Origin of the sequence: Maribacter sp. BPC-D8, from assembly GCF_035207705.1 — a bacterium.
Lineage (GTDB): Bacteria > Bacteroidota > Bacteroidia > Flavobacteriales > Flavobacteriaceae > Maribacter.
In genome coordinates this window covers 791762-817487 of record NZ_CP128187.1, presented here as the reverse complement: position 1 = coordinate 817487, position 25726 = coordinate 791762, and the positions used below count along the sequence as shown (strand labels likewise).

Annotated in this window: 17 protein-coding genes; 15 read left to right on the top strand and 2 right to left on the bottom strand. The window is 35.4% G+C overall.

The window, feature by feature from the left end; all coding sequences use genetic code 11:
• Window positions 1-21: 21 nt before the first annotated feature.
• Window positions 22-2619, bottom strand: coding sequence for a DUF6923 family protein (locus QSV08_RS03535; RefSeq protein ID WP_324026635.1), 2598 nt, complete (start codon window positions 2617-2619; stop codon window positions 22-24).
• Window positions 2620-2873: 254 nt separating this feature from the next.
• Between QSV08_RS03535 and QSV08_RS03530 the strand changes: the two genes are divergently transcribed.
• The 6 genes from QSV08_RS03530 to QSV08_RS03505 all read left to right on the top strand — a co-directional run bounded on the left by QSV08_RS03530 (window position 2874) and on the right by QSV08_RS03505 (window position 12540).
• Window positions 2874-4646 carry an AMP-dependent synthetase/ligase gene (locus tag QSV08_RS03530; protein WP_324026633.1) on the top strand — a complete coding sequence of 591 codons (1773 nt, stop codon included), beginning with the start codon at window positions 2874-2876 and terminating at the stop codon, window positions 4644-4646.
• Window positions 4647-4963: 317 nt separating this feature from the next.
• Entirely contained in the window at window positions 4964-5395 is a 432-nt protein-coding gene (locus QSV08_RS03525) for a MarR family winged helix-turn-helix transcriptional regulator (protein WP_073244959.1), read from the top strand.
• 33 nt (window positions 5396-5428) lie between these two features.
• Window positions 5429-7834: a 3-hydroxyacyl-CoA dehydrogenase/enoyl-CoA hydratase family protein gene (locus tag QSV08_RS03520; RefSeq protein ID WP_324026631.1), complete on the top strand. Its 2406-nt coding sequence runs from the start codon at window positions 5429-5431 to the stop codon at window positions 7832-7834.
• 99 nt (window positions 7835-7933) lie between these two features.
• Window positions 7934-9124 (top strand): acetyl-CoA C-acyltransferase, encoded by a 1191-nt coding sequence (locus tag QSV08_RS03515; protein WP_324026629.1) that lies wholly within the window; start codon window positions 7934-7936, stop codon window positions 9122-9124.
• A 77-nt stretch (window positions 9125-9201) separates the two neighbouring features.
• Window positions 9202-11013: an acyl-CoA dehydrogenase family protein gene (locus tag QSV08_RS03510; RefSeq protein ID WP_324026627.1), complete on the top strand. Its 1812-nt coding sequence runs from the start codon at window positions 9202-9204 to the stop codon at window positions 11011-11013.
• A 102-nt stretch (window positions 11014-11115) separates the two neighbouring features.
• A complete protein-coding gene (locus tag QSV08_RS03505; protein WP_324026625.1) occupies window positions 11116-12540 on the top strand; it encodes a pyridoxal phosphate-dependent decarboxylase family protein in 1425 nt (474 codons plus the stop codon).
• On the opposite strand, the gene QSV08_RS03500 is transcribed toward QSV08_RS03505, so the two are convergent.
• A complete protein-coding gene (locus tag QSV08_RS03500; protein WP_324026623.1) occupies window positions 12541-14343 on the bottom strand; it encodes a glycoside hydrolase family 15 protein in 1803 nt (600 codons plus the stop codon). It lies immediately after the preceding gene.
• A gap of 103 nt (window positions 14344-14446) precedes the next feature.
• On the opposite strand from QSV08_RS03500, the gene QSV08_RS03495 reads away from it, so the two are divergent.
• From QSV08_RS03495 to QSV08_RS03455, 9 genes are all read left to right on the top strand, one after another.
• Window positions 14447-16660, top strand: a complete 2214-nt coding sequence (locus QSV08_RS03495) for a bifunctional alpha,alpha-trehalose-phosphate synthase (UDP-forming)/trehalose-phosphatase (protein ID WP_324026621.1) — start codon at window positions 14447-14449, stop codon at window positions 16658-16660.
• 27 nt (window positions 16661-16687) lie between these two features.
• Window positions 16688-18211, top strand: coding sequence for a nuclear transport factor 2 family protein (locus QSV08_RS03490; protein ID WP_324026619.1), 1524 nt, complete (start codon window positions 16688-16690; stop codon window positions 18209-18211).
• Window positions 18212-18215: 4 nt separating this feature from the next.
• Window positions 18216-19379, top strand: coding sequence for an MFS transporter (locus QSV08_RS03485; RefSeq protein ID WP_324026618.1), 1164 nt, complete (start codon window positions 18216-18218; stop codon window positions 19377-19379).
• Between the two features lie 154 nt (window positions 19380-19533).
• A complete protein-coding gene (locus tag QSV08_RS03480; protein WP_324026616.1) occupies window positions 19534-20865 on the top strand; it encodes a M28 family peptidase in 1332 nt (443 codons plus the stop codon).
• Window positions 20866-20883: 18 nt separating this feature from the next.
• The gene (locus tag QSV08_RS03475) at window positions 20884-22491 is read left to right on the top strand and encodes a M1 family metallopeptidase (protein ID WP_324026615.1); all 1608 of its coding nucleotides are present in this window, start codon (window positions 20884-20886) and stop codon (window positions 22489-22491) included.
• Between the two features lie 106 nt (window positions 22492-22597).
• Window positions 22598-23713, top strand: coding sequence for a DUF2914 domain-containing protein (locus QSV08_RS03470; protein ID WP_324026613.1), 1116 nt, complete (start codon window positions 22598-22600; stop codon window positions 23711-23713).
• A 146-nt stretch (window positions 23714-23859) separates the two neighbouring features.
• Window positions 23860-24465 carry a YkgJ family cysteine cluster protein gene (locus QSV08_RS03465; protein WP_324026612.1) on the top strand — a complete coding sequence of 202 codons (606 nt, stop codon included), beginning with the start codon at window positions 23860-23862 and terminating at the stop codon, window positions 24463-24465.
• Between the two features lie 105 nt (window positions 24466-24570).
• Complete coding sequence (locus QSV08_RS03460; RefSeq protein WP_324026610.1) at window positions 24571-25206, top strand: alpha/beta fold hydrolase; 636 nt, start codon at window positions 24571-24573, stop codon at window positions 25204-25206.
• 12 nt (window positions 25207-25218) lie between these two features.
• Window positions 25219-25686, top strand: coding sequence for a GAF domain-containing protein (locus tag QSV08_RS03455; RefSeq protein WP_324026609.1), 468 nt, complete (start codon window positions 25219-25221; stop codon window positions 25684-25686).
• The last annotated feature ends 40 nt before the right edge of the window (window positions 25687-25726 follow it).

Below are 25726 nucleotides of genomic sequence, written 5' to 3'. Positions count from 1 at the left end.
TTTTTTTACAACCAAAACGTATTATCTAACCAACAATCTACCGCTCCATGTTTTCTCATTGGAGTTTTGTAGTTTGTATAGGTATAACCCTGGGGATAGGTCTTTTCTTTCTATTGTTATTTCATTCTGCCCTGCTATACTTTCACCTTCCATATGATGGTTACCAATTAATTTACCGCTCAAAGAGTAAATATCTAATTGATAGGTATCTGCGTTTTCTTCGTAAAAATACAAGCTGGTACTTTCTATCATTGGGTTCGGATATACAATTGACTTATTCAAATCTGAATCTACAAACTCTTGACCCAGTTCACGGTTATGAAAATCTATACTCTGTAGTTCCATCGACTTCTCTTCTGCATACCCATTCTCCGCAACTAGATTAAAAGAAAGCACTTTTAAATCAGAGAAATCAGTACTAGCATCCGAATCGTTTTTAAAATCGGTTGCAGATAATGTGTATTCATCCATTTCACTTTCTAAACTGATAGTAGTTTTATAAATTGAACCATCACCTTTTATCAACTGCACATCTAAACTACCTGTTCCTTTTGCTTCAAAACTTACTTTTGTATATTCACTTAAATCGACAGCTGCAAACCTCGGACTCAAAGCGCGGTACACGCCTAAATAGTAACTAGTATTACCTTCTAATTTTATATTTCTTTCAATAGGATACCCTTCTCCAACATACGGTCCATCCGCTGGTAACACTTCATAAGTAGTTACAGTAGTTTCTTCAGCAGAATCATCTAAACCCCATGGTGCGTCAGCTACAAAAAGATCATCTGGCGTCATACCTAAACCTGCACTTATTCTAAAACCTAAATCGAACAAAGTCCCTGTTTTTAATGCTACAGAATCTAAATATCCATCGATATCTGCAGTTACTCCTAATACTTCAGTATCGCTAGTTTCAGTAAGTTTTAAACCTCCCTCTAGATTAATACTTTGAGAATTGTTATTGTTCACTAAGTTCAATAAAACTTCACCATTTTTATAGCTAGCAGACTTTACGAAAACTGGCGGCGGTGTCGACCCATTGTACTGAGTTATAGCTGCATTAACTTCTAATAGATTTAAAATTTCATCGGCTAGTAATAATAAATCATCTACCGAATTAGACCATATCTGAAAATTATAATACGCTGTATCACTGGCATATGCATCAATATTCCAATGTGATTCTATGGTAAAATTATCGTCAGCATTTACCCTAGCTGAGAAAGTCAAAGCAAATTCAAGACTACCATCTGGTTGTTTAATAATGGACTTGATAAAATCTTTTTCGCGTAACTGAATATTCGAAACAGATAATAATTGCGCTCCCAGAAAACGATCACAGATAAACTTACTATGCTCATAAACCTTGTTATCTGTTTTAATGACCATCAAAGATCCTAAATTTTTAGAACCATTTAAATAATCTACCGAGTAGATATCTGATGCATTCGTTAAGTCTAATAAATCGCTAGGTGATGATTCTATTGTACTTGTCTCACCTACTACACCCAATGGCACTAAGCTATTTAAAGGTATCTCATCAATCGCTGTTTTAGAGGTTAGTCCGTAGAAAGCATTTTTAACAAGTTTCTTCGCATTCAACTTATCAAATACATAATTGGTTTTTGCTCTATTAAAATTTCTTTTACTAATCAAATTCGCTAGCCTATCGTTACTTTCTAATCCGCCTTTATTAGCACTAGAAGTAGTTACAATTACCGGACAAGCAGCAACACCAGAACAAGAAGGGTCATCGCAATCAACTAATCCGTCGCCATCATCATCTACACCATTCATACAATCTTCTTGCGGTACAGGTGCTGTGGGGCAACGTGCACCGTCATTACTAGATGCAGCCGGACCGAATGCAAAAATATTTGAATTCATATTTCCGTCCGATATATTTTGGACTTGCTCTATTTTATAAACCGAACCTGTTTGGTTAGCAGAGATATAAAAGTTACCATCTACATCAAAATAAACAGCTCCAAAAGTGTATTTTAAACCATCAAGAATAGGTACTTCGCCTAAGTTGTACACCTTACCAGTCTCGGGGTCAATTTTATACAAAACCCTACTTCTACCTTCTACAGTATATAAATTACCGTCGGCAGCATTAAAAGCCCAATCAGCAATAGCTAAACTCTGACTTAATTCAAATGCGCCTAAATACTCAAGATACGTTGGTGAATCAGGATTGATATCTACTTTATAATAAGAAGAGCCACCTGCTTTAAAATAATAAACACCATCTGGCGATATATCACCAACATATTTATTACCCGTTGGTAATTCTGGTATAGTATACTGATCTACAATGTAGTTTTTCCCTATTCTAACTATGGTACGAGATGGGGTCGATAAATAGCCCCATAAATAACCATCTGTTGGATTGTAACCTACACCGTTTACATTACCCGGAGTTATATTTTCGGCTACTAAATACGAACTACCTGATGCAAGGTCTAATGCATATATATCATTGTATTGAAACAGGTATGCGTTAAAATCACAGTTGAAAGGTTCTGCCTGAGCATTTATATTACTACTTAAAAAAGTAAATATGATTACCGCTATTACCTGAGTATATAGTTTAAAAATGTAGTTTTTTTCCATATTCGAATAATTTTTAAATAAAATTTTCTACTCAAATCTAGTTTAACTTTTTAAAGAATTTTCCTACATTAGCTTGAGATGTATACATAACACGCTCAAATACAATTTATTGTAGATAAATGGTAATTTTCGATACTTTGCACTGTAAAAGTCTACAATTAAGAATATTGTAATAAGATGCTAGTTTATTTAGCAATACAATTTTAAAATATCGAGTTCTTTCACTATTTTGCATATTCTATTAGAAATAAAGTATGCAAAAAGTAACCCGTCTTTTCGACTTTCCATATTATCAGCTTGAAAAGCATGCCTTAAAAGAGGCATTGGTGTCAAAAAAAAATGGAGAGTGGATAAAAACATCTACTCAAGAATATATAGATAAAGCAAACACCATTAGTCGTGGTCTTTTGCGCCTAGGGGTAAAACCTAATGACAAGATTGCCGTAATATCACTCACCAACAGAACGGAGTGGAATATTATGGACATCGGTATTCTTCAACTTGGTGCTCAGAACGTACCAATTTACCCAACGATATCTGAAGAAGATTACGCCTATGTGCTTAATCACTCAGAAGCAAAATTCTGTTTTGTTTCTTGCAATGAAGTATATGAAAAAGTGCTTTCAATTAAAGATCAAGTCAAAAGCTTAGAAAATGTCTATTCTTTTGAAGAGGTCTCTAATTGCGATAGCTGGGAAAAGGTTTTAGAATTAGGTACAGATACATCTAATCAAGATGAAGTTGAAAAATTAATGAATGCCGTTACACCAAACCATTTGGCAACATTAATTTATACTTCAGGTACAACAGGTAGACCTAAAGGTGTTATGCTATCGCATAATAATTTGGTAACTAATGCCATTGAAAGTTCTAAGCGCTTCCCGATAGAAGACGGAAAAACAAAAGCATTAAGTTTCTTACCTCTATGCCATGTATATGAGCGAATGTTAATTTACTTATATCAATTTAGAGGTGTTTCTATTTACTATGCTGAATCTTTAGATAAAATAAGCGATAATTTAAAAGAAACTAGTCCGCATGTAATGACAGCGGTACCAAGACTTTTAGAAAAGGTGTATGATAAAATCTACGCCAAAGGAACAGAGCTAACCGGTATTAAAAAGAAACTATTCTTTTGGGCTGTAGACTTGGGTCTTAGATATGAACCATACGGTCAAAACGGATGGTGGTACGAAACACAACTCTCTATTGCCAGAAAATTAATTTTCAGTAAGTGGAAAGAAGGTTTAGGTGGTAACCTAGGTTTAATTGCCTCTGGTAGCGCAGCTTTACAACCAAGATTATCTAGAATTTTTAATGCCGCAGAATTCGGACTCATGGAAGGGTACGGATTATCTGAAACTTCACCCGTAATTTCGGTTAATGATATGCGTGAAGGCGGATTCAGAATTGGTAGTGTTGGTAAACCTATAGACCACACTGAAGTTAAGATTGCTGCAGATGGTGAAATATGCATTAAGGGACCACAAGTTATGCTAGGCTATTATAAAGACGAAGCAAAAACTAAAGAGGTTATCGTTGATGGTTATTTCTTAACTGGTGATATTGGTGAATTAGATAGTGACGGATTCTTAAAGATTACAGATCGTAAAAAAGAAATGTTTAAAACCTCTGGTGGTAAATATGTCGCTCCTCAACTTTTAGAAAATCGCTTTAAACAGTCGCAATTCATAGAGCAAATTATGGTAGTCGGTGAAAGCGAGAAAATGCCTGCTGCATTAATACAGCCAAATTTTGAGTATATTAAAGAATGGGCTAAAAGGAAGAATATTTCTATTAGCGATAATACTGATATCGCAACTAACGAAAAAGTTATTGCCAGAATTAATGAAGAAGTAGCTCTAGCAAATGAAAATTTTGCCAAATGGGAGAAAATCAAACAATTTAGACTAACCCCTGATGTTTGGAGCATGGAAGAAGGACACCTTACACCTACTATGAAAATGAAAAGAAAGATTATTAAGCAAAAATATATCAATCTATATAATGATATTTATGAGCATTGATTCTTAAATATCATCAAATAATTTAATAGTAATAAATTATGAAGCCCAACTAAACCTTGAAAAAGGTATTTAGTTGGGCTTTTGTTTTTAATATAAGTATTTCAAAAAAAAAGTGATAACGTACCTAATATCAAAAAAAATACTTTTCATCTATCTAGCTAATAAACAAACCTCTATACAATAAATAGATCATAAAAACATTACATATATGATTACGCCTTAAGTTATGCTAGTAACATTTGATTAACTAAAATATAAGAAAATTTATTATGCATGCATAATAAATTTTCTTATATTTGGGAACCAACTAAAGGAGTATGAAAGAAGCAACGATAGATTATGCGTTGAGAGCTACATGGCAAGCAGTAGCTAGAATGTATAATGAAGAAGCAAAGAATTTTGATTCTACTATGGCTGTTGGTTTCACATTACTGAGTATTGATCCAAAAACGGGCACACCATCTACTTCCCTAGGTCCAAAAATGGGAATGGAAGCGACTAGCCTTTCTAGGATCTTAAAAAGTATGGAACAAAAAGGTCTTATTTTAAGAAAACCTAACCCTAAAGACGGCAGAGGAGTTCTTATTTATTTAACAGACTTCGGACTAGAGAAAAGGAACGATTCTAAAAGTACCGTTCTTAGATTTAATGAGGCAGTAAAAAATGAAGTGACAGATGAAAAACTAGATAGTTTTTTTGAAGTGACAGATGCCATCAATAAACTTATAGCAGACAAAAAATTATTTTAATACAACTTATCAAATTAATACAGCATAAAGTACATGAACAAGCACATTAAAAAAGTAGCGGTCATTGGCTCAGGAATAATGGGTAGCGGTATAGCCTGTCATTTTGCAAATATTGGCGTAGAGGTTTTATTGTTAGATATTGTTCCTAGAGAACTAAATGACAAAGAGAAAGCGAAAGGTTTAACCTTAGAAGACAAGGTAGTTCGCAACAGAATGGTAAATGATTCTTTAACGGCAGCGTTAAAGTCAAAACCATCACCTATTTATCATCAAAATTTTGCCAATCGTATTACTACGGGTAACATGGAAGATGATATTTCAAAAATATCTAAAGTCGATTGGATTATTGAAGTTGTTGTTGAACGATTAGATATTAAAAAACAAGTATTTGAAAATATCGAAAAGTATCGTACTCCAGGTACTTTAATTACTTCTAACACTTCTGGTATTCCTATCAAATTTATGTCTGAAGGAAGAAGTGATGACTTTCAAAAGCATTTCTGTGGAACGCACTTTTTCAACCCTGCACGTTACTTAAAACTTTTTGAAATCATTCCTGGTCCAAAAACAGATGATGATGTATTGAGCTTTTTGAATGGATACGGAGAACAATTTTTAGGCAAGACATCTGTAGTTGCCAAAGATACTCCTGCGTTTATAGGTAATAGAATTGGAATCTTTAGTATTCAAAGCCTTTTCCATATGGTAAAAGATTTGGATATGACTGTTGAAGAAGTTGATAAGCTTACTGGTCCTGTAATCGGTAGACCAAAATCTGCTACATTCAGAACTGTTGATGTTGTTGGTTTAGATACGTTGGTACATGTTGCCAATGGTATTTATGATAACTGTAAAGATGATGAGCGTCACGATTTATTTAAACTACCAGGTTTCATCAATACCATGATGGAGAACAAATGGTTGGGTAGTAAAACAGGACAAGGTTTCTATAAGAAATCGAAAGATGCAAAAGGTAAAACTGAAATATTAACACTTGATTTAGGTACGATGGATTATCGTTCTAAAAAAAGTGCAAAATTTGCCACGTTAGAATTAACAAAAACGGTTGATAAAGTAGTTGATCGCTTTGCAGTACTTTGTGGTGGAAAAGATAAAGCAGGTGAATTCTACCGTAAGAGTTTCGGACAGTTGTTCGCTTACGTTTCTCATAGAATACCTGAAATTACAGATGAGCTTTACAAAATTGACGATGCCATGAAAGCTGGTTTTGGCTGGGAACATGGTCCATTTCAAATTTGGGATGCCGTAGGTTTAGAAAAAGGTCTTGAATTTATTAAAGCTGAAGGCTTAGAAGCTGCTGCTTGGATTCAAGAAATGAAATCTGCTGGCAAAGATTCTTTTTACTCAGTAAAAGAAGGAAGCACTTATTTTTATGATATTCCGAAAAAATCCATGGAAAAAATTCCTGGACAAGATTCATTTATCATATTAGATAATATTAGAAAATCAAAAGAAGTATTTAAAAATGCTGGCGTTGTTGTAGAAGATATAGGTGATGGAATTTTGAATGTAGAATTCCAATCGAAAATGAATACCATTGGTGGTGATGTTCTAACTGGCTTGAATAAAGCAATAGACATAGCCGAAAAAGATTTTCAAGGTCTGGTTGTTGGTAACCAAGCTCCGAATTTCTCTGTAGGTGCAAATATTGGTATGATTTTTATGATGGCTGTCGAGCAAGAATATGATGAGCTTAACATGGCTATAAAATTCTTTCAAGATTCTATGATGCGTATGCGTTATTCTTCTATTCCAACAATATCTGCCCCACATGGTATGGCATTAGGTGGTGGTTGTGAAATTTCATTACACGCAGATAAGGTTGTTGCAGCAGCTGAGACTTATATGGGACTTGTAGAATTTGGAGTTGGTGTTCTTCCTGGTGGAGGTGGCTCTAAAGAGATGGCATTACGTGCTCAAGACACTTTTAAGAAAGGTGATGTTGAATTAAACGTTTTGCAAGAATACTTTTTGACCATTGGTATGGCAAAAGTATCTACTTCAGCCTACGAAGCTTTTGATTTAGGATTGCTTCAAAAAGGTAAAGATGTTGTAGTGGTTAATAAAGACCGTCAAATTGCAACTGCAAAAGCACATGCAATTTTAATGGCAGAATCTGGATACACGCAGCCAGCAGCTCGCAATGATATTAAAGTACTAGGTAAACAAGCATTAGGTATGTTCGTTGTAGGTACAGATGCTATGGAAGCTAGCCATTATATTAGCGAACACGACAAGAAAATTGCTAACAAACTTGCTTATGTAATGGCAGGTGGTGATTTATCAGAGCCTACTTTAGTATCTGAGCAATATCTATTAGATATAGAGCGTGAAGCTTTCTTATCGCTATGTACAGAGAGAAAAACTCTAGAACGTATTCAGCATATGTTGAAAACGGGTAAGCCATTACGTAACTAAAATTACGTAACTGTTAGCCTGTAGCAATTAGCTATCGGTCTATTATAAAACAACAATTAAATGCTAATAGCTAAAAGCTAATAGCCAAAAGCATAAAAAATGAAAACTGCATATATAGTAAAAGGATATAGAACTGCTGTTGGAAAAGCTCCGAAGGGTGTTTTCCGTTTCAAGCGAACAGATGAATTGGCTGCCGAAACCATCGAGTATATGATGAAGGAATTGCCACAATTCGACAAAAAACGTATTGATGATGTAATTGTAGGTAATGCGATGCCAGAAGGTTCTCAAGGTTTGAACATGGCAAGACTAATTTCTTTAATGGGATTAGATATTGTTGATGTACCAGGTGTAACGGTAAATAGATTCTGTGCATCAGGTCTAGAGACGATTGGTATTGCTGCTGCTAAAATTCAAGCTGGCATGGCTGATTGTATCATTGCTGGTGGTGCAGAAAGTATGAGCTCTGTTCCAATGACAGGTAATAAACCAGAATTGAACTATGATTTAGCAAATTCTGGTCATGAAGATTACTACTGGGGAATGGGTAATACTGCTGAAGCTGTAGCAAATGAGTACAAAGTATCTCGTGAAGATCAAGATAATTTTGCTTACAACTCTCATATTAAAGCTTTAAAAGCACAAGCAGAAGACCGTTTTCAAAGTCAGATAGCACCTATTGAAGTAGAAGAAACATATTTGGATGCTAACGGAAAAAAAGCACATCGTAAGTATACAGTAACCAAAGATGAAGGACCTAGAAAAGGAACTTCTGTAGAGGTATTAAATAAACTTCGCCCAGTATTTGCAGCAGGCGGAAGTGTAACTGCTGGTAACTCATCTCAAATGAGTGATGGTGCCGCATTCGTTTTAATAATGAGTGAAGAAATGGTAAAAGAATTAAATCTTGAACCAATTGCTCGTTTGGTAAATTATGCTGCTGCTGGTGTACCACCTAGAATAATGGGTATTGGTCCTATTGCTGCTATTCCGAAGGCATTAAAACAAGCAGGTTTAAAGCTTAATGACATTGATTTAATAGAATTGAACGAAGCCTTCGCTTCACAATCTTTGGCAGTAATGCGTGAATTGAAAATAAATCAAGACATCGTAAATGTAAATGGTGGTGCAATTGCACTTGGTCACCCACTAGGATGCACCGGAGCAAAATTATCTGTACAATTGTTTGACGAAATGCGTAAAAGAGATATGCAAGGAAAATACGGTATGGTTACCATGTGCGTAGGTACAGGTCAAGGCGCAGCCGGAATATTTGAATTTTTAAATTAACAACTTTCACTAATTAATATTATAGTATTTACTTAATACTTAATACTAATTACTTTATACTAAATACTATTAACAACATGAGTACAGATACAGTAAAAAAAGATATTCTTAGAGGAGGACAGTTCCTTGTCAAAGAAACCAATTGTGAAGATGTTTTCACATTAGAAGATTTGAATGAAGAGCAACGCATGATGCGTGAGAGCACCAAAGAATTTGTTGACAGGGAACTTTGGGCACATTGGGAGCGTTTTGAGAATAAAGACTACGCTTTTACAGAAGAAACCATGCGTAAAGCTGGTGAATTAGGACTGTTAAGTGTGGCTGTACCAGAATCATATGGTGGTATGGGTATGGGATTTGTTTCTACCATGTTAGTATGTGATTACATTTCAGGAGCAACTGGATCTTTCAGTACTGCTTTTGGAGCACATACAGGAATTGGAACTATGCCAATTACGCTTTATGGATCTGAAGAGCAAAAACAAAAATATGTACCAAGATTAGCTTCTGGAGAATGGTTTGGCGCTTATTGCCTTACTGAGCCAGGTGCCGGTTCTGATGCTAACTCAGGAAAAACTAAAGCTGTTCTTTCTGATGACGGAAAATCATACAGTATTACAGGTCAGAAAATGTGGATTTCAAACGCAGGCTTCTGTAACATGTTTATCGTATTTGCTCGTATTGAAGATGATAAGAATATTACTGGTTTCATTGTAGAAAATGACCCAAGTAACGGTATTACTTTAGGTGATGAAGAAAAGAAATTAGGTATTCACTCTTCTTCTACGCGTCAGGTATTCTTTAACGAAACTAAAGTTTCTGTCGAGAATATGTTATCTACAAGAGGTAACGGATTCAAAATTGCAATGAATGCATTGAACGTAGGTCGTATTAAATTGGCGGCTGCTTGTTTAGATGCACAAAGAAGAGTTATCGGTGAAGCTACTAAATATGCTAACGAGCGTATTCAGTTCAAAACTCCGATTATGAACTTTGGCGCTATTAAGTCTAAAATTGCCGAAATGGCAACTAGCGTTTATGTTGATGAATCTGCAAGTTACCGTGCTGCAAAAAATATAGAAGATCGTATTGCTATGCGTGAAGCGGAAGGTAATACACACCAAGAGGCTGAACTTAAAGGTGTTGAAGAATATGCTATCGAATGTTCTATTCTAAAAGTAGCTGTTTCTGAAGATTGTCAAAAAACTACAGATGAAGGTATTCAGATTTTTGGAGGTATGGGCTTTAGTGCCGATACACCAATGGAATCTGCTTGGAGAGATTCGAGAATTGCCCGTATCTATGAAGGTACAAACGAAATCAACAGAATGTTGGCAGTGGGTATGCTTGTGAAAAAAGCAATGAAAGGTCATGTTGATCTTTTAGGTCCTGCAACTGCTGTTGGTGAAGAGTTAATGGGAATTCCTTCTTTCGATGTACCAGATTTTTCTGAACTATTCGCTGAAGAAAAAGATATCTTGAAGAGACTTAAAAAGGTTTTCTTAATGGTTGCTGGATCTGCAGTACAGAAATACGGAGCAGAATTAGAAAATCACCAACAATTAATGTTGGCTGCATCTGATATTCTTATTGAAGTATATATGGCAGAATCTGCTTTATTACGTACAGAGAAAAATGCAAAACGATTTGGTGAAGAAGCACAAGCTACTCAAATTGCCATGTCTAGATTGTACTTATTCAGTGCTACTGAAACCATCATTAATAAAGGAAAAGAAGCTATCGTTTCTTTTGCTGAAGGTGATGAGCAAAGAATGATGTTAATGGGACTTAAACGTTTCACGAAATATACAAACTACCCTAATGTAGTTGCCTTACGCACACAAATTGCCGATAAGGTTGCTGCAGATAACGGTTATACGTTTGACTAATTCAGATTACCTTTTGTTGTTTGGTAACTTGAATATTAAACCGTCCCAATTGGGGCGGTTTTTTTGTTTGGTAAATATTGATATTGCGACTACTTTTAAACCATGCATAAAAAATTACTTGAACAGGTTTATAATACTTCCGATTTCAATTCGAATGGTCATATTCTAATCGACCAATTGACTTCTCACTTAGAGGATAAACTAAATGCTTCTTCTCGTAATGCTATCAACTGGAACGAACCTGAAAAGGAATTAGAATTCTGGAAGATTTTTTTAACCGATGGTATTGAAACAGACCTTTTTCCAGAAATAATAAAACGTACCACCTACGTACACCATCCTAAGTATATAGGACATCAAGTGAGTCCGCCAGCTCCAATTACTGCACTCACTGGGCTAATTAGTTCATTATTAAATAACGGTACTGCGGTTTACGAAATGGGCATGTCTTCTAATGCTATTGAGCGCATTATTATAGAATTGATTTGTAGAAAAATTGGTTTCGATAACGCTTCAGGAGGATTCTTAACCTCTGGCGGAACTTTGGCAAATTTAACTGCGTTATTAAGTGGACGAAAAGCAATTACCAAAAGAGATATTTGGAATGAGGGCAACCAAAATCAATTAGGCATTATGGTAAGCGAAGAAGCGCATTATTGCGTTGATCGTGCCGCAAGAATTATGGGATTGGGCGACCAAGGAATTATTAAAGTTCCTGTAACCAAAGGTTTTAGAATGGATACCGATTTAATGGTGTCTAAATTTAAAGAAGCACAGGAAAAGGGAATTGAAATATTCGCTATTATTGGTAGTGCTCCTTCTACTGCTACTGGTATTTTTGATGACTTAGAAGTGATTGGAGAATTTGCTAAAAAACAAAACATTTGGTTTCATGTTGATGGCGCACATGGTGGAGCGGGAATTTTCTCTAAAAAATACAAGCACACCCTAAAAGGTATTGAATTGGCAGATTCTGTTGTTATCGACGGACATAAAATGATGCTAATGCCAGCACTGACCACTGCCCTACTCTATAAAGATGTAAAAAATGCTAACGCCACTTTTAGCCAGAAAGCAGATTACCTACTTACAGATTCTGAGCATGAAGATTGGTATAACTCTGGTAAACGCACGTTTGAATGCACCAAAAATATGATGGCAATTCATTGGTTCACACTGTTAAAATTGTACGGAGAAGAAGTTTTTGATGCAAATGTTACCGAACTTTATGACTTAGGTGTTCTCTTTGCTCAGCTTATTGAAGAGGAGCCAAATTTCGAACTGGCTTTACAGCCAATGTCCAATATTGTTTGTTTTAGGTATTGCCCTGCTGATATGGATGAAGAACATATAAATGCTCTTAATGTAAAAATTCGCCAATCTCTTTTAGAAGATGGCGAATTTTATATTGTACAAACGAAACTAAAAGGTACGCATTACATGCGTATTACTGTGATGAATCCGTTTACCACAGCGCTTCATTTTAAAGCCTTAATACAAAAAATTAAGTCCTTTGCTACTTGTTAATTATTCCCTTAAAGACTCAAGCATTTGATCTTCACTTTCTTTTTTAGAGAAGTTGATTGCACACTCTATTAATGCTAAATGCGAATATGCTTGTGGGAAGTTACCTAATAATCTTTTGGTCTTAAAATCAATATCTTCACTAAAGAGACCTAAATGATTACTATAACTCAATAATCGCTCAAAATACTCCAACGCTTTTTTACGTTCTCCTATTTTAAATAAGCTATTTATATACCAGAATGTACATACTGTAAATGATGATGAAGGCAAACCAAAATCATCTTCATTTTTATAACGATACAGTAATCCGTCATTATTTAATTCCTTCCCTATGGCATGTACCGTGCTAATATATCTCTCATCTTTTGCATTCACACATCCATAAGATTCCATCAACAATACAGATGCATCTAACTCTTTAGACCCATAAGACTGCGTGTATGCGCCTACTTCTTCGTTCCAGGCATTGTCATATATATCTTTCCAGATTTCTGCTCTAATAGGCTCCCATTTCTCAATTTTGTGCTTCTTATCTAACATTTCGGCAACCTTGATCGCACGATCCAAAGCTGTCCAACATAATACTTTTGAGAATGTAAAATGTCTGTCTTCTGTTCTGAACTCCCAAATACCCTTATCGGCATCCTTCCAATTATTACTTACAATCCAAACGATTCCTTTTGTAATCGCCCAAAGGTCTTCTCCATTATCAATATCAATACTAAATTTCGCCATCTGTTCGTAGATAACATCCATTAGTATACCATAGATATCGTTTTGCTTTTGATGATAAGCTGCATTACCAATTCTTACAGGCTTAGAACCTTTATAACCAGCTAGGTGCTCTAAGGTTACTTCAGTCAACTTCTTTTCTTTATTGATACCGTACATGATTTGAAGCTTCTCTGCCTTATCTGGTATCAAATCTATAATGAACTGTAAATAACGTTTTGCAACGTTCTTATGACCCAATTCTGATACTACCTTAATTACCATAGATGCATCGCGGATCCAACAGAATCGGTAATCCCAATTACGTACTTCGCCTATTGTTTCTGGTAATGATGTAGTCGCTGCAGCTAAAACTGCACCTGTCTTATCATAGCTTAATAGCTTTAAAGTCAGTGCACTTCTAGAAATTTCTTCGTTGAATTTCTCATAGGTAGGTGTCAAATTAGACCAATTCAACCAATATACCTTTGTATTTTGTAAATCTAAGTAAGCCCTATCTGTAGTAGGTAGCAATAGTTTTTCATTATAACCTACCAGAATATAACCATCTTCGTTTAACTCAATTTCACCACTATCTACAATAGTCTTCTTATCAAAAGAAGAATATAAAAATATAGTATCGAATTTTACGTCATGCGTAAGACTTGCTATAAAATCTTTTTTTATAAATGATTCAGTTTTACCCATTGCATACTCAAGCTTGGGATCGTAAACAATTGAAAATTTTGGCGCACCAGATATATATTTAAAATATCTGATCAACTCTGGTGGCGCATGGTAAGCATTGCCTTCTTTTCTATAACGTGGCATGAAATCATGAATCTCAAAATGGTCAGCGCCAGATTTAAAAGAAGTGATTAAAATATTCGTGAATTGCTCATATTTTTGGGTAATGACATAGCTATCATCTACATTGATTTCAAAACTACCACCAATCTCTTCATCTAATAATTTTGCAAAGATAGATGGACTATCAAATTCTGGTAAGCAGCACCATTCGATGCTTCCTGTCTTTGAAATTAATGCTGCACTTCTACAATTCCCTATTATTCCGTAGTCTAAATTATCCATTCAATAAAAATCTTAATTCATATGAGGTTTCAATTGGTATTACCCTCCTTTTTCCCGAAATTTAGAGAAATAATTATCAAGAAGTAGCAAAAAAATCTCTTTTATGGCGAAAACTATCATTATCTCAAATAGACTACCTGTACAATTACAAATTAGCAATGGAGACATTACTGCAGTGCCAAGTGTTGGTGGTTTAGCTACCGGAATGAAATCTGTGCACTCAGGTGGAGATAGCCTTTGGATTGGCTGGAGCGGATTGACAGATGAAGAAATACCTAAAGAGTTAATCCCTAAAATTGATAAGGCTCTTGCTGAGCATGGTTCTTCTAAAGTAAATCTTACAGAAAAAGAAGTAGATGGTTTTTACTACGGATTTAGCAATAGAACCATATGGCCACTATTCCACTACTTCTTAGAATACGCTGAATTTGAGCTTGAAAGTTGGGAGGTTTACAAAGCGGTTAATCAGAAATTTGCCGATGCTATTCTTGAAAAAGCCGATAATGATGATACAATCTGGATTCACGATTACCAATTAATGTTGGTACCGCAAATGGTTCGTGCCCAAAGACCTGATATTTCTATCGGATTCTTTTTGCACATTCCTTTTCCTTCTTATGAGATATTTAGAACACTACCTTGGCGTGAAGAAGTATTACAAGGCTTATTAGGGTCAGATTTAATCGGTTTTCATACCTATGACTATGAACGTCACTTTTTAAGCTCTGTACGAAGGTTATTAGGCTTAGAGGTAAGTTTTAATGATATCTACTTAGATGATAGGGTTATTAAGGTAGACTCTTTCCCCATGGGTATTGATTATAAAAAATTCAGTGATGCTGCCAAAGAACATTCGCAACGCAGCGAAGACGAAAAGTCTGAACTACAAAAACGTCTGGACACCCATAAAAAATCGGCGCCTGATGCTAAATTCTTTTTGTCTATTGACCGCTTAGATTATACTAAAGGTATTGCGAAGCGATTAAAAGCATTTGAATACTTTTTAAATAAATACCCTCAGTACAAAGAAAAAGTAAGACTGATTATTCTTGCTGTACCTTCTCGTTCGAATGTACCACAATACCAATTATTAAAGCGAGAAGTTGATGAATTGGTAGGTCGTATTAATGGCGAACTTTCAACGGTTAGCTGGACACCGATTTGGTATTTCTACAGGTCTATGCCTTTTGAAAACTTAATTGATTTGTATACTTCTTCTGATATTGCTTGGTTGACACCAATTAGAGATGGTATGAATTTGGTAGCTAAGGAATACATTGCTACTAGAACAGACAAAACGGGAGTTTTAATACTTAGCGAAATGGCTGGTTCTGCCAATGAAATGAATGAATCGCTATTGATTAACCCTAACAATTTTGAGCAAATTGCAGATGCTTTAAACGAGGCTATAAATATGCCTAAAGAAGAACAGATTGCTAGAAACACATTATTACAAAAGAGATTAGAGCGTTATAACGTTGAAAAATGGGCTAATGACTTTATGACATCGTTAGTGGGTCAAAAAGAAAAAGATCAAACCTATAAGTCAAGAAAACTGTCTGCAGACATCTTGAATACGGTGATGGATGATTATAATAAAGCAAAAAGAAGATTAGTTTTCTTAGACTATGACGGTACATTGGCTGGTTTTCATGCGGATCCACAAAAAGCATCGCCAGATGAAGAATTATACAAACTACTTGATGCGATTTCTTCTCAACCAAACACAGATATGTATTTAATTAGCGGGCGAGATAAAGAAACGTTCACTAAATGGTTCTTGCCTAAAAAGTACAATATGATTGTTGAGCATGGTGTATGGATTTCGCAAGGTGGCGAGGAATTCAGGATGCTAGAAAATGTCAAGAAAGACTGGATGGAGAAAATTTTACCAGTGTTAGAATCTTTTGTAGACCGCACACCTGGTAGTTTTATTGAAGAAAAAAATTATTCTTTAGCTTGGCATTATAGAAAAACAGATCCCGACTTTGGACAAAAACGTTCTGTTGAACTAAATACGGTATTGACAAGTCTTATTGCCAATGATGACTTAAGTGTCTTAAATGGTAACAAAGTGATGGAAATAAAAAGCAGCAACGTAAATAAAGGTAGAGCATCTATGCGCGTGTATACTGAACATGAGTACGATTTTGTTTTTGCAATTGGTGATGACTGGACCGATGAATTTATGTTTCAAGAGCTTCCTGAAGATTCCATTACCGTGAAAGTAGGGCGCCAAAAAACACAAGCAAGATATTTTGTTGATAACACTAAAAATGTACGTGCAATTTTGAAGCGATTTGCCGACAAAAAATAATCTTACATTCTAATTACCCTCATTAATATGAAACAAATTTACAAGCTTGTATTCGTAAGCTTTTTTTGCTGCCATACTGCTTTTGCTCAACAAGGCACCGAAGTTTATATAGCAAATTTAGATTTGAGTAATGATAGTTTGAAAATTAATGAGGTTATCAATATATCTGAGAATGAAGGTTATGATAATCAACCTTCATTTTTTTTTGATGATAAAATTCTATTTGCATCAACAAGAAATAATCAAACAGATATAGCCCTTTATGATATAAACGATAAAACAACTACTTGGCTTTCTAATACACCAAATGGTAGTGAATATTCTCCTTTAAAAATTCCTGGTAGAAATGCTGTTTCTGCTGTTCGTTTAGACGAAGATGGTTTACAGCGTTTATACGCGTATGATTTGAAAACGGGTGACTCAAAGGTGTTATTACCAGATTTAAAAGTGGGTTATCATGTTTGGTTTTCTAGTGATATTATTGTTTGCACGGTTTTGATCGAAAATCGTATGGATTTGGTGGTGTATAACCTAAAAGAGAACACCCATTATACTGTACAGAAGAATGTAGGTCGATCGTTGCATAAAATTCCCGGTACAGAGCTAATTAGTTTTATAGCAAAAGAAAGCGAGAATGCTACTATTACATCGCTAAACCCAAATTCTAAAGAAACAAAGGTTATCACAAACCTTTTAAGAGATTCTGAAGATGTGACTTGGACTACCGACGGAAGCTTAATTACTGCGTATAACAAATATCTGTTTTCCTTTAAGCCATCAATCGATACAGAATGGAAATCATTGTTTGAATTTCAACAAACTGATATTCATGGTATATCAAGACTAGCCGTAAGCCCTAACGGAAAGAATATTTCTTTTGTTTCTAAAGATGCTCCAGATAAAATTGTACAGAAGCAAGTAGAAACTTTTAATGCACGTGATTTAGACGCTTTTGTAAATTGCTATTCAGAAGATGTTGTAGTGAAAAATTTCTCTCAGGATACTATATCCATTGGTAGAAAACAACTGAAAGATGGGTATGAGGCTTTTTATAAAAAAACACCTTCCATTGAAGTTAAGGTATCTTCAAGAATTGTAATTGGTTCTACTGTTATAGACCAAGAATTTGTCACTATTGGCGACAAACAAAAACAACAAGTGGCCATTTATGAAACTGACGGACTCATAAAAACCATGACTTTTATTAGAGATAAAAAAACAACTTTTGACCCAGAAATCATTGTTCAAAAGCAACTTGAAGCTTATAACAATAGAGATATTGACGGTTTTTTAGCCACGTATGCAAAACAAGCTAAAATATATAGCTACTCAGGAGAATTAAGATCTGATGGTACAGATGCAATGCGAGCTGGCTATGCTGATTTCTTTAATTCATCCCCAGATTTACATTGCGAAATTCTCAATAGAATCGTCATCGGAAACAAAGTAATAGATGAAGAATCGATTACTGCAAATGGCAACACTTTTAAAGCTGTAGCTATTTATGAAGTGGAAAATAATGAGATAGTCAAAGTAACTTTTGTTAACTAATCTATTGAAACAAAAGCTACATATTCTCCCGATTATAATTCTATCACAGTTCGCCTGCACTTCTACATGGTTTGCAGGGAATGCAATATTAGAATCGCTAACCAAAAAGTTAGATTTTGGTGCAGATATTGTTAGCCATGTCATTTCTTCGGTACAATTCGGATTCATCATCGGGACCCTAATATTCGGAGTTTTGATGATTGCAGATCGATTTTCTCCTTCAAAAGTATTTATGATTTGTGCCTTTCTAGCATCCCTTTCTAATCTGACATTGATCTATCCAGATTTAAACGTGGGTGGTTTACTATTAGCGAGATTTAGTACAGGTTTCTTTTTAGCAGGTATTTATCCCGTAGGAATGAAAATAGCGGCAGACTACTACGAAAAAGGACTCGGTAAAGCATTGGGGTTTTTAGTCGGAGCATTAGTTCTAGGCACCGCTTTTCCTTTTTTGATAAAAGGAAGTCCTTTAGCAAGTCATCCAGATAAGGTTATTATGTTAACCTCTGGTATTACGGCGTTGGGCGGACTATTACTCTTCTTACTTGTGCCAAACGGTCCGTATCGCGTGGCAAGTACTACTTTAAAATTTGATGCCGGACCGAAGCTTTTTAAAAATTTCGAATTTAAGAAAGCTGCATTTGGGTATTTCGGGCACATGTGGGAACTCTACGCCTTTTGGGCTTTTACACCTATTGCCATTCAATATTTTGCGATTCAATCAGGTAGTGATATTTCGGTCTCACTTTGGTCAGGAATCGTCATTGCCCTCGGCGGATTATCATGCGCCTATGGCGGAATACTTTCTCAGCATATAGGCAGTAAAAAAGTAGCATTGATAGCGTTAATAGCATCGGGATTTCTATGTTTAATTTCTCCGCTTCTATTTTCACTTCCTATATATGTATTCTTGGCAGGTTGGTGTTTATGGGGCATTGCTGTTACTGCAGATTCACCTCAATTCTCAAATTTGGTGGCATCGGCCGTGGCACCCGAATTAAAAGGCACTGCACTTACACTAGTAAATTGTATTGGTTTTGCCATTACTATTATTAGCATTCAACTTCTAGGATCACTTCAATCGATCATCCCTATTGATCTTTTATTTATTCCTTTAGCTATAGGTCCGTTGTTTGGTGTATACTATTTATTGATCAAAAGGCGATGATAAATCCTGCTTAAATAGAAATACCTTTTTTATCCTATTAAAACTATACCATACGCACTTATACTTTTATACATGAAATTATGCTCAACCCTATATTTTACTTAATTTTAGAAACCTATTGCCCATACTAGCTTTACTCATATAAAAAATTGAAATGAAAAAATTATTACTGCTTACATTACTAACCTCAGCCATTACGTTAACAGCACAAACCGATCAACGTATATATGATATTATCGATGCAGTTTCTGCCGAGCGAATAGAAAACGATGTTACTAAACTTGTCAATTTTGGTACTAGACATACCTTAAGCGATACCGTTTCAACTACCAGAGGTATTGGTGCAGCAAGACGTTGGATCAAAAGTGAATTCGAAAAAACCGCTGCTGAATGTAATGGGTGTTTGAATGTTTTCTTTCAAAAAGACTTAGTTAAAAAAGGTGCTAACGACCGTATTATAAAAGATGTAGAAGTAGTTAACGTACTTGCTATTCAAAAGGGGACAAAATACCCAAATCGCTACATTATTATGAGTGGCGATATCGATTCTCGTGTTAGTGACCCAACAAATTTCACAGATGATTCCCCAGGTGCAAATGACAACGCCAGCGGTATGGCGGGTACTATTGAAGCTGCACGCGTATTATCAAAATATAAATTCGAGAACAGCATCATTTATATGGGACTTTCTGGTGAAGAGCAAGGTCTATTCGGTGGTGGCGGTATTGCTCAATACGCAAAAGATAAAGGCTGGGAAGTTATCGGTATTTTCAACAATGATATGATCGGTAATATTACTGGTGTCGATGGTACGGTAAGCAATGTAGATTTTAGAATTTTCTCTGAACCTGTACCACCGACCGAAACTGAAGCGCAGCGTAAAGCAAGACGTTTTTATGGCGGTGAAGTGGACGGAATTTCTAGACAACTAGCACGCTATGTTCATAAAAACGTGAAGCAGTACATGCCAGAAATGAACCCAATAATGATTTATCGTTTGGATCGTTTTGGTCGTGGTGGGCATCATAGACCTTTTAACGATGCTGGTTTCCCTGGTATTCGTATTATGGAAGCTCATGAGAATTACACCCAACAACATCAAGATATTCGTGTTGAAGATGGTATCGCTTATGGCGATGTTCTAGAACATGTAAACTTTAAGTATGCCGCTAAATTAACGGCTGTAAACGCCATAAACCTAGCATCTATCGCATGGGCTCCACCATCACCTAAAACGGTAAAAATAGGTGGTATTGTGGAACCTGCAGCTAAATTTCAATGGAGTAAGGTTGATGGTGCAAAGGGATATAAAATTTACTGGAGAGATACCACATCTCCAACCTGGGATAATAGTAGATATGTAGGTGATGTTTCTGAATTTGTTTTGGAAGGCATTGTTATCGACAACTTTTTCTTCGGAGTTTCTGCTGTAGGTAAAGACGGATTTGAGAGTCCGGTTGTTTTTCCTAACGGAATTTTTAGATAGGCTTAATCCAAATTAAACATGAATAAATTACTTGTTGCTTTTACCCTCGGGATATTTACTTTTTCGCAAGCACAGACCTTTACTGAACAAGATACGCTTAGAGGTAGCATTACCCCTGAACGTGAATGGTGGGACCTTAACTATTATCACTTAGATATAGCTGTTAATCCTGATGATAAGTTTATCAACGGAAGTAATACTATTCGCTACAAAGTGCTAAAACCTCATCAAGTACTACAGGTAGATTTGCAACCGCCATTGCAAATTGAAAAAGTAACTCAAGACGGCATCGAACTTGAAGTGACGCATAACATAAATGCTCATTTTATACAGTTAACAAAACCTCAGCAAGTAGGTGATTTTAATGAGGTTATTATTACCTATTCTGGTCACCCAAAAGAAGCGGTTAGAGCTCCTTGGGATGGCGGATTCTCATGGAAAAAAGATGCTAACGGCAAAGATTTTGTCGCTACTTCGTGCCAAGGTTTAGGCGCTAGTGTCTGGTGGCCAAATAAAGACCACATGTACGACGAGGTTGATAGTATGCTGATCAGCGTAAAAGCACCAAAAGGTTTAATGAACGTCTCTAACGGTCGTCTTAGAAGTGTTGATAAGGAGACTAATACCTACAATTGGTTTGTTTCTAACCCCATCAATAACTATGGTGTTAATGTCAATATCGGTGATTATGTACACTTCGATGAAATATATAAAGGAGAAAAAGGTGCTCTTGATATGGATTATTATGTTTTGAAAGATAATCTAGAGAAAGCAAAAGAACATTTTAAAGATGCTCCGAAAATGATGCAAGCTTTTGAACATTGGTTCGGAGCCTACCCTTTTTATGAGGACTCTTTTAAACTGGTTGAAGTGCCTTATTTAGGTATGGAACACCAAAGTTCTGTTACGTATGGTAATCAATACCAAAAAGGATATTTAGGTAGAGATTTATCGGGTACCGGTTGGGGATTAAAATTCGATTTCATTATTATTCATGAAGCTGGGCACGAATGGTTTGCAAATAACATTACCTATAAAGATGCTGCCGACATGTGGATCCACGAAGGGTTCACCTGCTACTCTGAAAGTTTATTTTTAGACTATCATTATGGTACAGAAGCGGCAAATGCATATGTACAAGGCATTCGAAATAATATTCTAAACGATAAGCCCATCATCGGTATTTACAATGTAAATCATGAAGGTAGTAGCGATATGTATTATAAAGGCTCTAATATTCTTCACACACTGCGACAGGTGGTAAATAATGACAGAAAATGGAGAACTATTCTGCGCGGTCTAAATTCGGAATTCTATCACAAAACAGTAACTACTAAAGAAATCGAAGAGGTGATTGGTGTAGAAATGAACCGCGATTTAAAACCCTTTTTTGACCAGTACTTACGAACGACCAAGATTCCGGTTTTCGAATATAAGGTGAAAGGCAAAAAGCTATCATATCGTTTTACAAATACTGTCGAAAACTTCAGTCTTCCGATAAAAGTATACATAGATGACATTCCTGTTTGGCTAGAACCAAGTAACGAATGGCAATCGGAAAAAATAAAAGGCAGCTTTGAAAACTTACGTGTAGATCCAAATTTCTACATTGAGACTAACCCTTAAAGTTCACTTTACAACATATTAATTTTTAGCGTTCATCATAAATTAAATAGGATTAATTTCCTTTTTAAATTATGGTATTTTTACCGCATCTATTTGATAGGTTTCCATGAAAAAAACGCTTGCCAGATATAGAAATAGTGCCTTCAGAAGTTTTATTCGAAGGCATTCTAAATATGCACCAATACTGTTCTTTATTGGAGGTTTCATTTTTGACACCTTAACATTAGGTCGTATTGACCGTACGTACGACCTTACGGTTTTATGCCTGCATATGACCTCTTTATCTATTGCACTATATCTCTACAATTTAGCTGATGATGGCAAATGGAAAAATACCTTTTTAGCACGGTATGAAGAATATTTGCCTTTAGCTATTCAGTTCTTTTTCGGAGGGTTATCAAGTGCCTATGTAATCTACTTCTCTAGAAGTGTTTCTTTATCTAAAACAGCATCATTCTTTATAATTCTCGTGCTATTGCTTATTGCCAATGAGTTTCTTAAAAAAAGAATCTCTAATAAATATTTACAATTCGGAGTCTATTACTTTATAAGTTTTACGTTTTTCACGTTTATGATTCCTGTTTTCTTGAAGGAATTAAACACATCTATATTCTTAATCTCTGGTGCAATTAGTTTAGTTAGCACGCTAGTGCTTCTCACTTTTATCTATAGTAAAAGTCCGAGTACTCGTAAAGAAATTAAACTGGGTAAAATGATTGCCATAATTTTAGCGATTTACGGCATTATTAATCTGTTCTATTTTCTAAGATTAATACCACCAGTTCCATTAGCATTAGATAAAGGCATTGTTGCTCATGATGTTGTATTAAAGAATGGTAGCTATGAGGTAACCTACGAATCTGAAGAATCGTTCATTTTTTGGAGGAAACACAAACTAGATTATAACTATACTCCAGACCAAAGGGTGTATATTTTTTCTTCAATTTTTGCTCCTACAGATTTAAAAAAGTCCATTTTTCATCGATGGAGAAGATATAATGATAAAACCAAAGAATGGATAACTGTAGATGATATCGGTTATGATATTACAGGCGGTAGAGATGGTGGCTTTAGAGGTTACACCTATAAAAGTAATGTAACGCCAGGTGAATGGGAAGTTCAAGTATTAACAGAAGAAGAACAGGTATTAGGTGTCATCGGTTTTCATATTAATCTTAATACAAACCAAGAACCGTTGCACCTGAAGACATCAAAGTTCTAATTTGATTACGATACCTCTTTTAAATAATTCAAGCTCAACACTTTAACCTCTAATTTAATATCAATGATTACTACAAGTTATTTAATTTTATAAATTGTTTAGTATATTAAAACATAGCCTACCTTCGCAAGACCTTAAATACATAAGTGACAATATATCAAAAAGTTCAGGCTGTAAATCATCTTTTCAATCAATTGGATAAGGACTTGGGCTCCTTTCAACAATCTACGGGACTAGGCTGTGTAGCCAATTGCGGTCTATGTTGCTTAAAACCGGACATCAACGCTACTGCATTAGAATTTTTACCACTAGCCTATCATCTTTTATTAAATGGCGAAACGGAACAATGGTTAGAGCAATTGCAAAATAATACCGAGGACAAACTCTGCCCTGTATTAAATAAGGTTATTGCTCCGGGTTCTAAAGGCTTTTGCTCTGATTACGCCCACCGCGGACTCATTTGTAGACTATTTGGGTTCTCTGCCATGCTACATAAAAACAACACACCTACATTGGTAACTTGTAAACCAATAAAAGAACAAAAACCCGAAGCTGTTGCTAAGGCTAATGCTCATATTGCTTCAAAAGATAATTATCCCTTAATTAGCAATTACTACATGCAACTGCGCTCTATAGATGAATCTTTAGGAGAAGAATTGTTTCCGATAAGAATTGCCATAGAAAAAGCTATCTATGCTGTTCTAGCATATTATGCCTATAGAGAACTACCTAGCAAAGACGATATAGTATAATGTAGATTGCTTTAAAAAAGAGATTAAACGTACCTTTATCATTAGATTTTTCATCTTCCAAATTATTGATTTGGGAGGGTATAGTCATTTCTATAAAAGTTTGTTTTGAAAATATACGCTATTAGTGGATTAGGTGCCGACCAAAGAGTTTTCAATCATTTAACTCTAGATTTTGAGCTTATAGCAATAGATTGGATTACTCCTAACCACAACGAATCTATTAAAGAATACTCGAGAAGGCTTAGCGAAGTTATTGTCACCGATGTTGAGTTCTGCTTAATCGGTGTTAGTTTCGGCGGATTAATTGCTACCGAAATCAATCAAATACTTCATCCGAAAAAAGTAATTCTTATTTCTTCTGCACAAACAAAAAATGAATTAAGACCCATTTATAAATGGGTTGGCAAATCTAGAATTTTGAAGCTAATACCTGCTTCTTTATTCAATCCACCTAGGTTTCTTGCGAGGTATATCATCGGAGCCAAAAATGCTAAACTATTTTATGAGATATTAGATGATACCGATTTAAACTTTGTGAAATGGGCTTTACAAGAATTTACAACTTGGCAGAATTTGAAACAATCAGCAAATGTTGTTAAGATTAATGGCGCAAAAGATAAATTGATTCCCCCTAGAGGTATTACTAAAATGAAACTAATTGAAGGTGGAGAACACTTTATGATAGTCGACAAAGCGGATGAAATCAGCAAAATCATTAATTTTGAATTGAAAAATTCTTAGAAAAGAAATAAAATGAACAACTCTAAAGAAATTATAGCAGCTATACATACTCAATTATCAAAGGATACACCAAATTGGGACAGCCTTTTGAAAATAATTTTAGAACATTTTGATTGCTCTACCGGTACCTTACATTTTTTAGATAAAGACGCTTTATTACAGCTTCAATCGCAAGTAGGTATTCCTGAGTTTTTGATTCCGAAGTTGTCTACTATTCCTATCGGAAAAGGTATGGCGGGTATTGCTGCAGAACGTAGAAAACCTGTTGAAATGTGTAATCTACAAACAGATGATTCTGGCGTTGCACGCCCATCTGCAAAAGATACTAAAGTAGAAGGTTCACTAGCGGCACCATTACTATACAATGAAAAGCTTTATGGCACCATTGGTATCGCAAAACCTGTACCTTATGACTTTACAGTACCTGAAATAGATTTACTAATGGAAATTGGTGAATTGATAAGCAAAAAACTGAGCTAACAGGTTCACCTTTACACATAAAAAAGCCCGCTATTTAGCG

What these genes read in the sequence shown, in the direction of transcription:
- QSV08_RS03535 (WP_324026635.1), bottom strand. Translation starts at nt 2,619, where the DNA reads ATGGAAAAAAACTACATTTTTAAACTATATACTCAGGTAATAGCGGTA.
- QSV08_RS03530 (WP_324026633.1), top strand. Translation starts at nt 2,874, where the DNA reads ATGCAAAAAGTAACCCGTCTTTTCGACTTTCCATATTATCAGCTTGAA.
- QSV08_RS03525 (WP_073244959.1), top strand. Translation starts at nt 4,964, where the DNA reads ATGAAAGAAGCAACGATAGATTATGCGTTGAGAGCTACATGGCAAGCA.
- QSV08_RS03520 (WP_324026631.1), top strand. Translation starts at nt 5,429, where the DNA reads ATGAACAAGCACATTAAAAAAGTAGCGGTCATTGGCTCAGGAATAATG.
- QSV08_RS03515 (WP_324026629.1), top strand. Translation starts at nt 7,934, where the DNA reads ATGAAAACTGCATATATAGTAAAAGGATATAGAACTGCTGTTGGAAAA.
- QSV08_RS03510 (WP_324026627.1), top strand. Translation starts at nt 9,202, where the DNA reads ATGAGTACAGATACAGTAAAAAAAGATATTCTTAGAGGAGGACAGTTC.
- QSV08_RS03505 (WP_324026625.1), top strand. Translation starts at nt 11,116, where the DNA reads ATGCATAAAAAATTACTTGAACAGGTTTATAATACTTCCGATTTCAAT.
- QSV08_RS03500 (WP_324026623.1), bottom strand. Translation starts at nt 14,343, where the DNA reads ATGGATAATTTAGACTACGGAATAATAGGGAATTGTAGAAGTGCAGCA.
- QSV08_RS03495 (WP_324026621.1), top strand. Translation starts at nt 14,447, where the DNA reads ATGGCGAAAACTATCATTATCTCAAATAGACTACCTGTACAATTACAA.
- QSV08_RS03490 (WP_324026619.1), top strand. Translation starts at nt 16,688, where the DNA reads ATGAAACAAATTTACAAGCTTGTATTCGTAAGCTTTTTTTGCTGCCAT.
- QSV08_RS03480 (WP_324026616.1), top strand. Translation starts at nt 19,534, where the DNA reads ATGAAAAAATTATTACTGCTTACATTACTAACCTCAGCCATTACGTTA.
- QSV08_RS03475 (WP_324026615.1), top strand. Translation starts at nt 20,884, where the DNA reads ATGAATAAATTACTTGTTGCTTTTACCCTCGGGATATTTACTTTTTCG.
- QSV08_RS03470 (WP_324026613.1), top strand. Translation starts at nt 22,598, where the DNA reads ATGAAAAAAACGCTTGCCAGATATAGAAATAGTGCCTTCAGAAGTTTT.
- QSV08_RS03455 (WP_324026609.1), top strand. Translation starts at nt 25,219, where the DNA reads ATGAACAACTCTAAAGAAATTATAGCAGCTATACATACTCAATTATCA.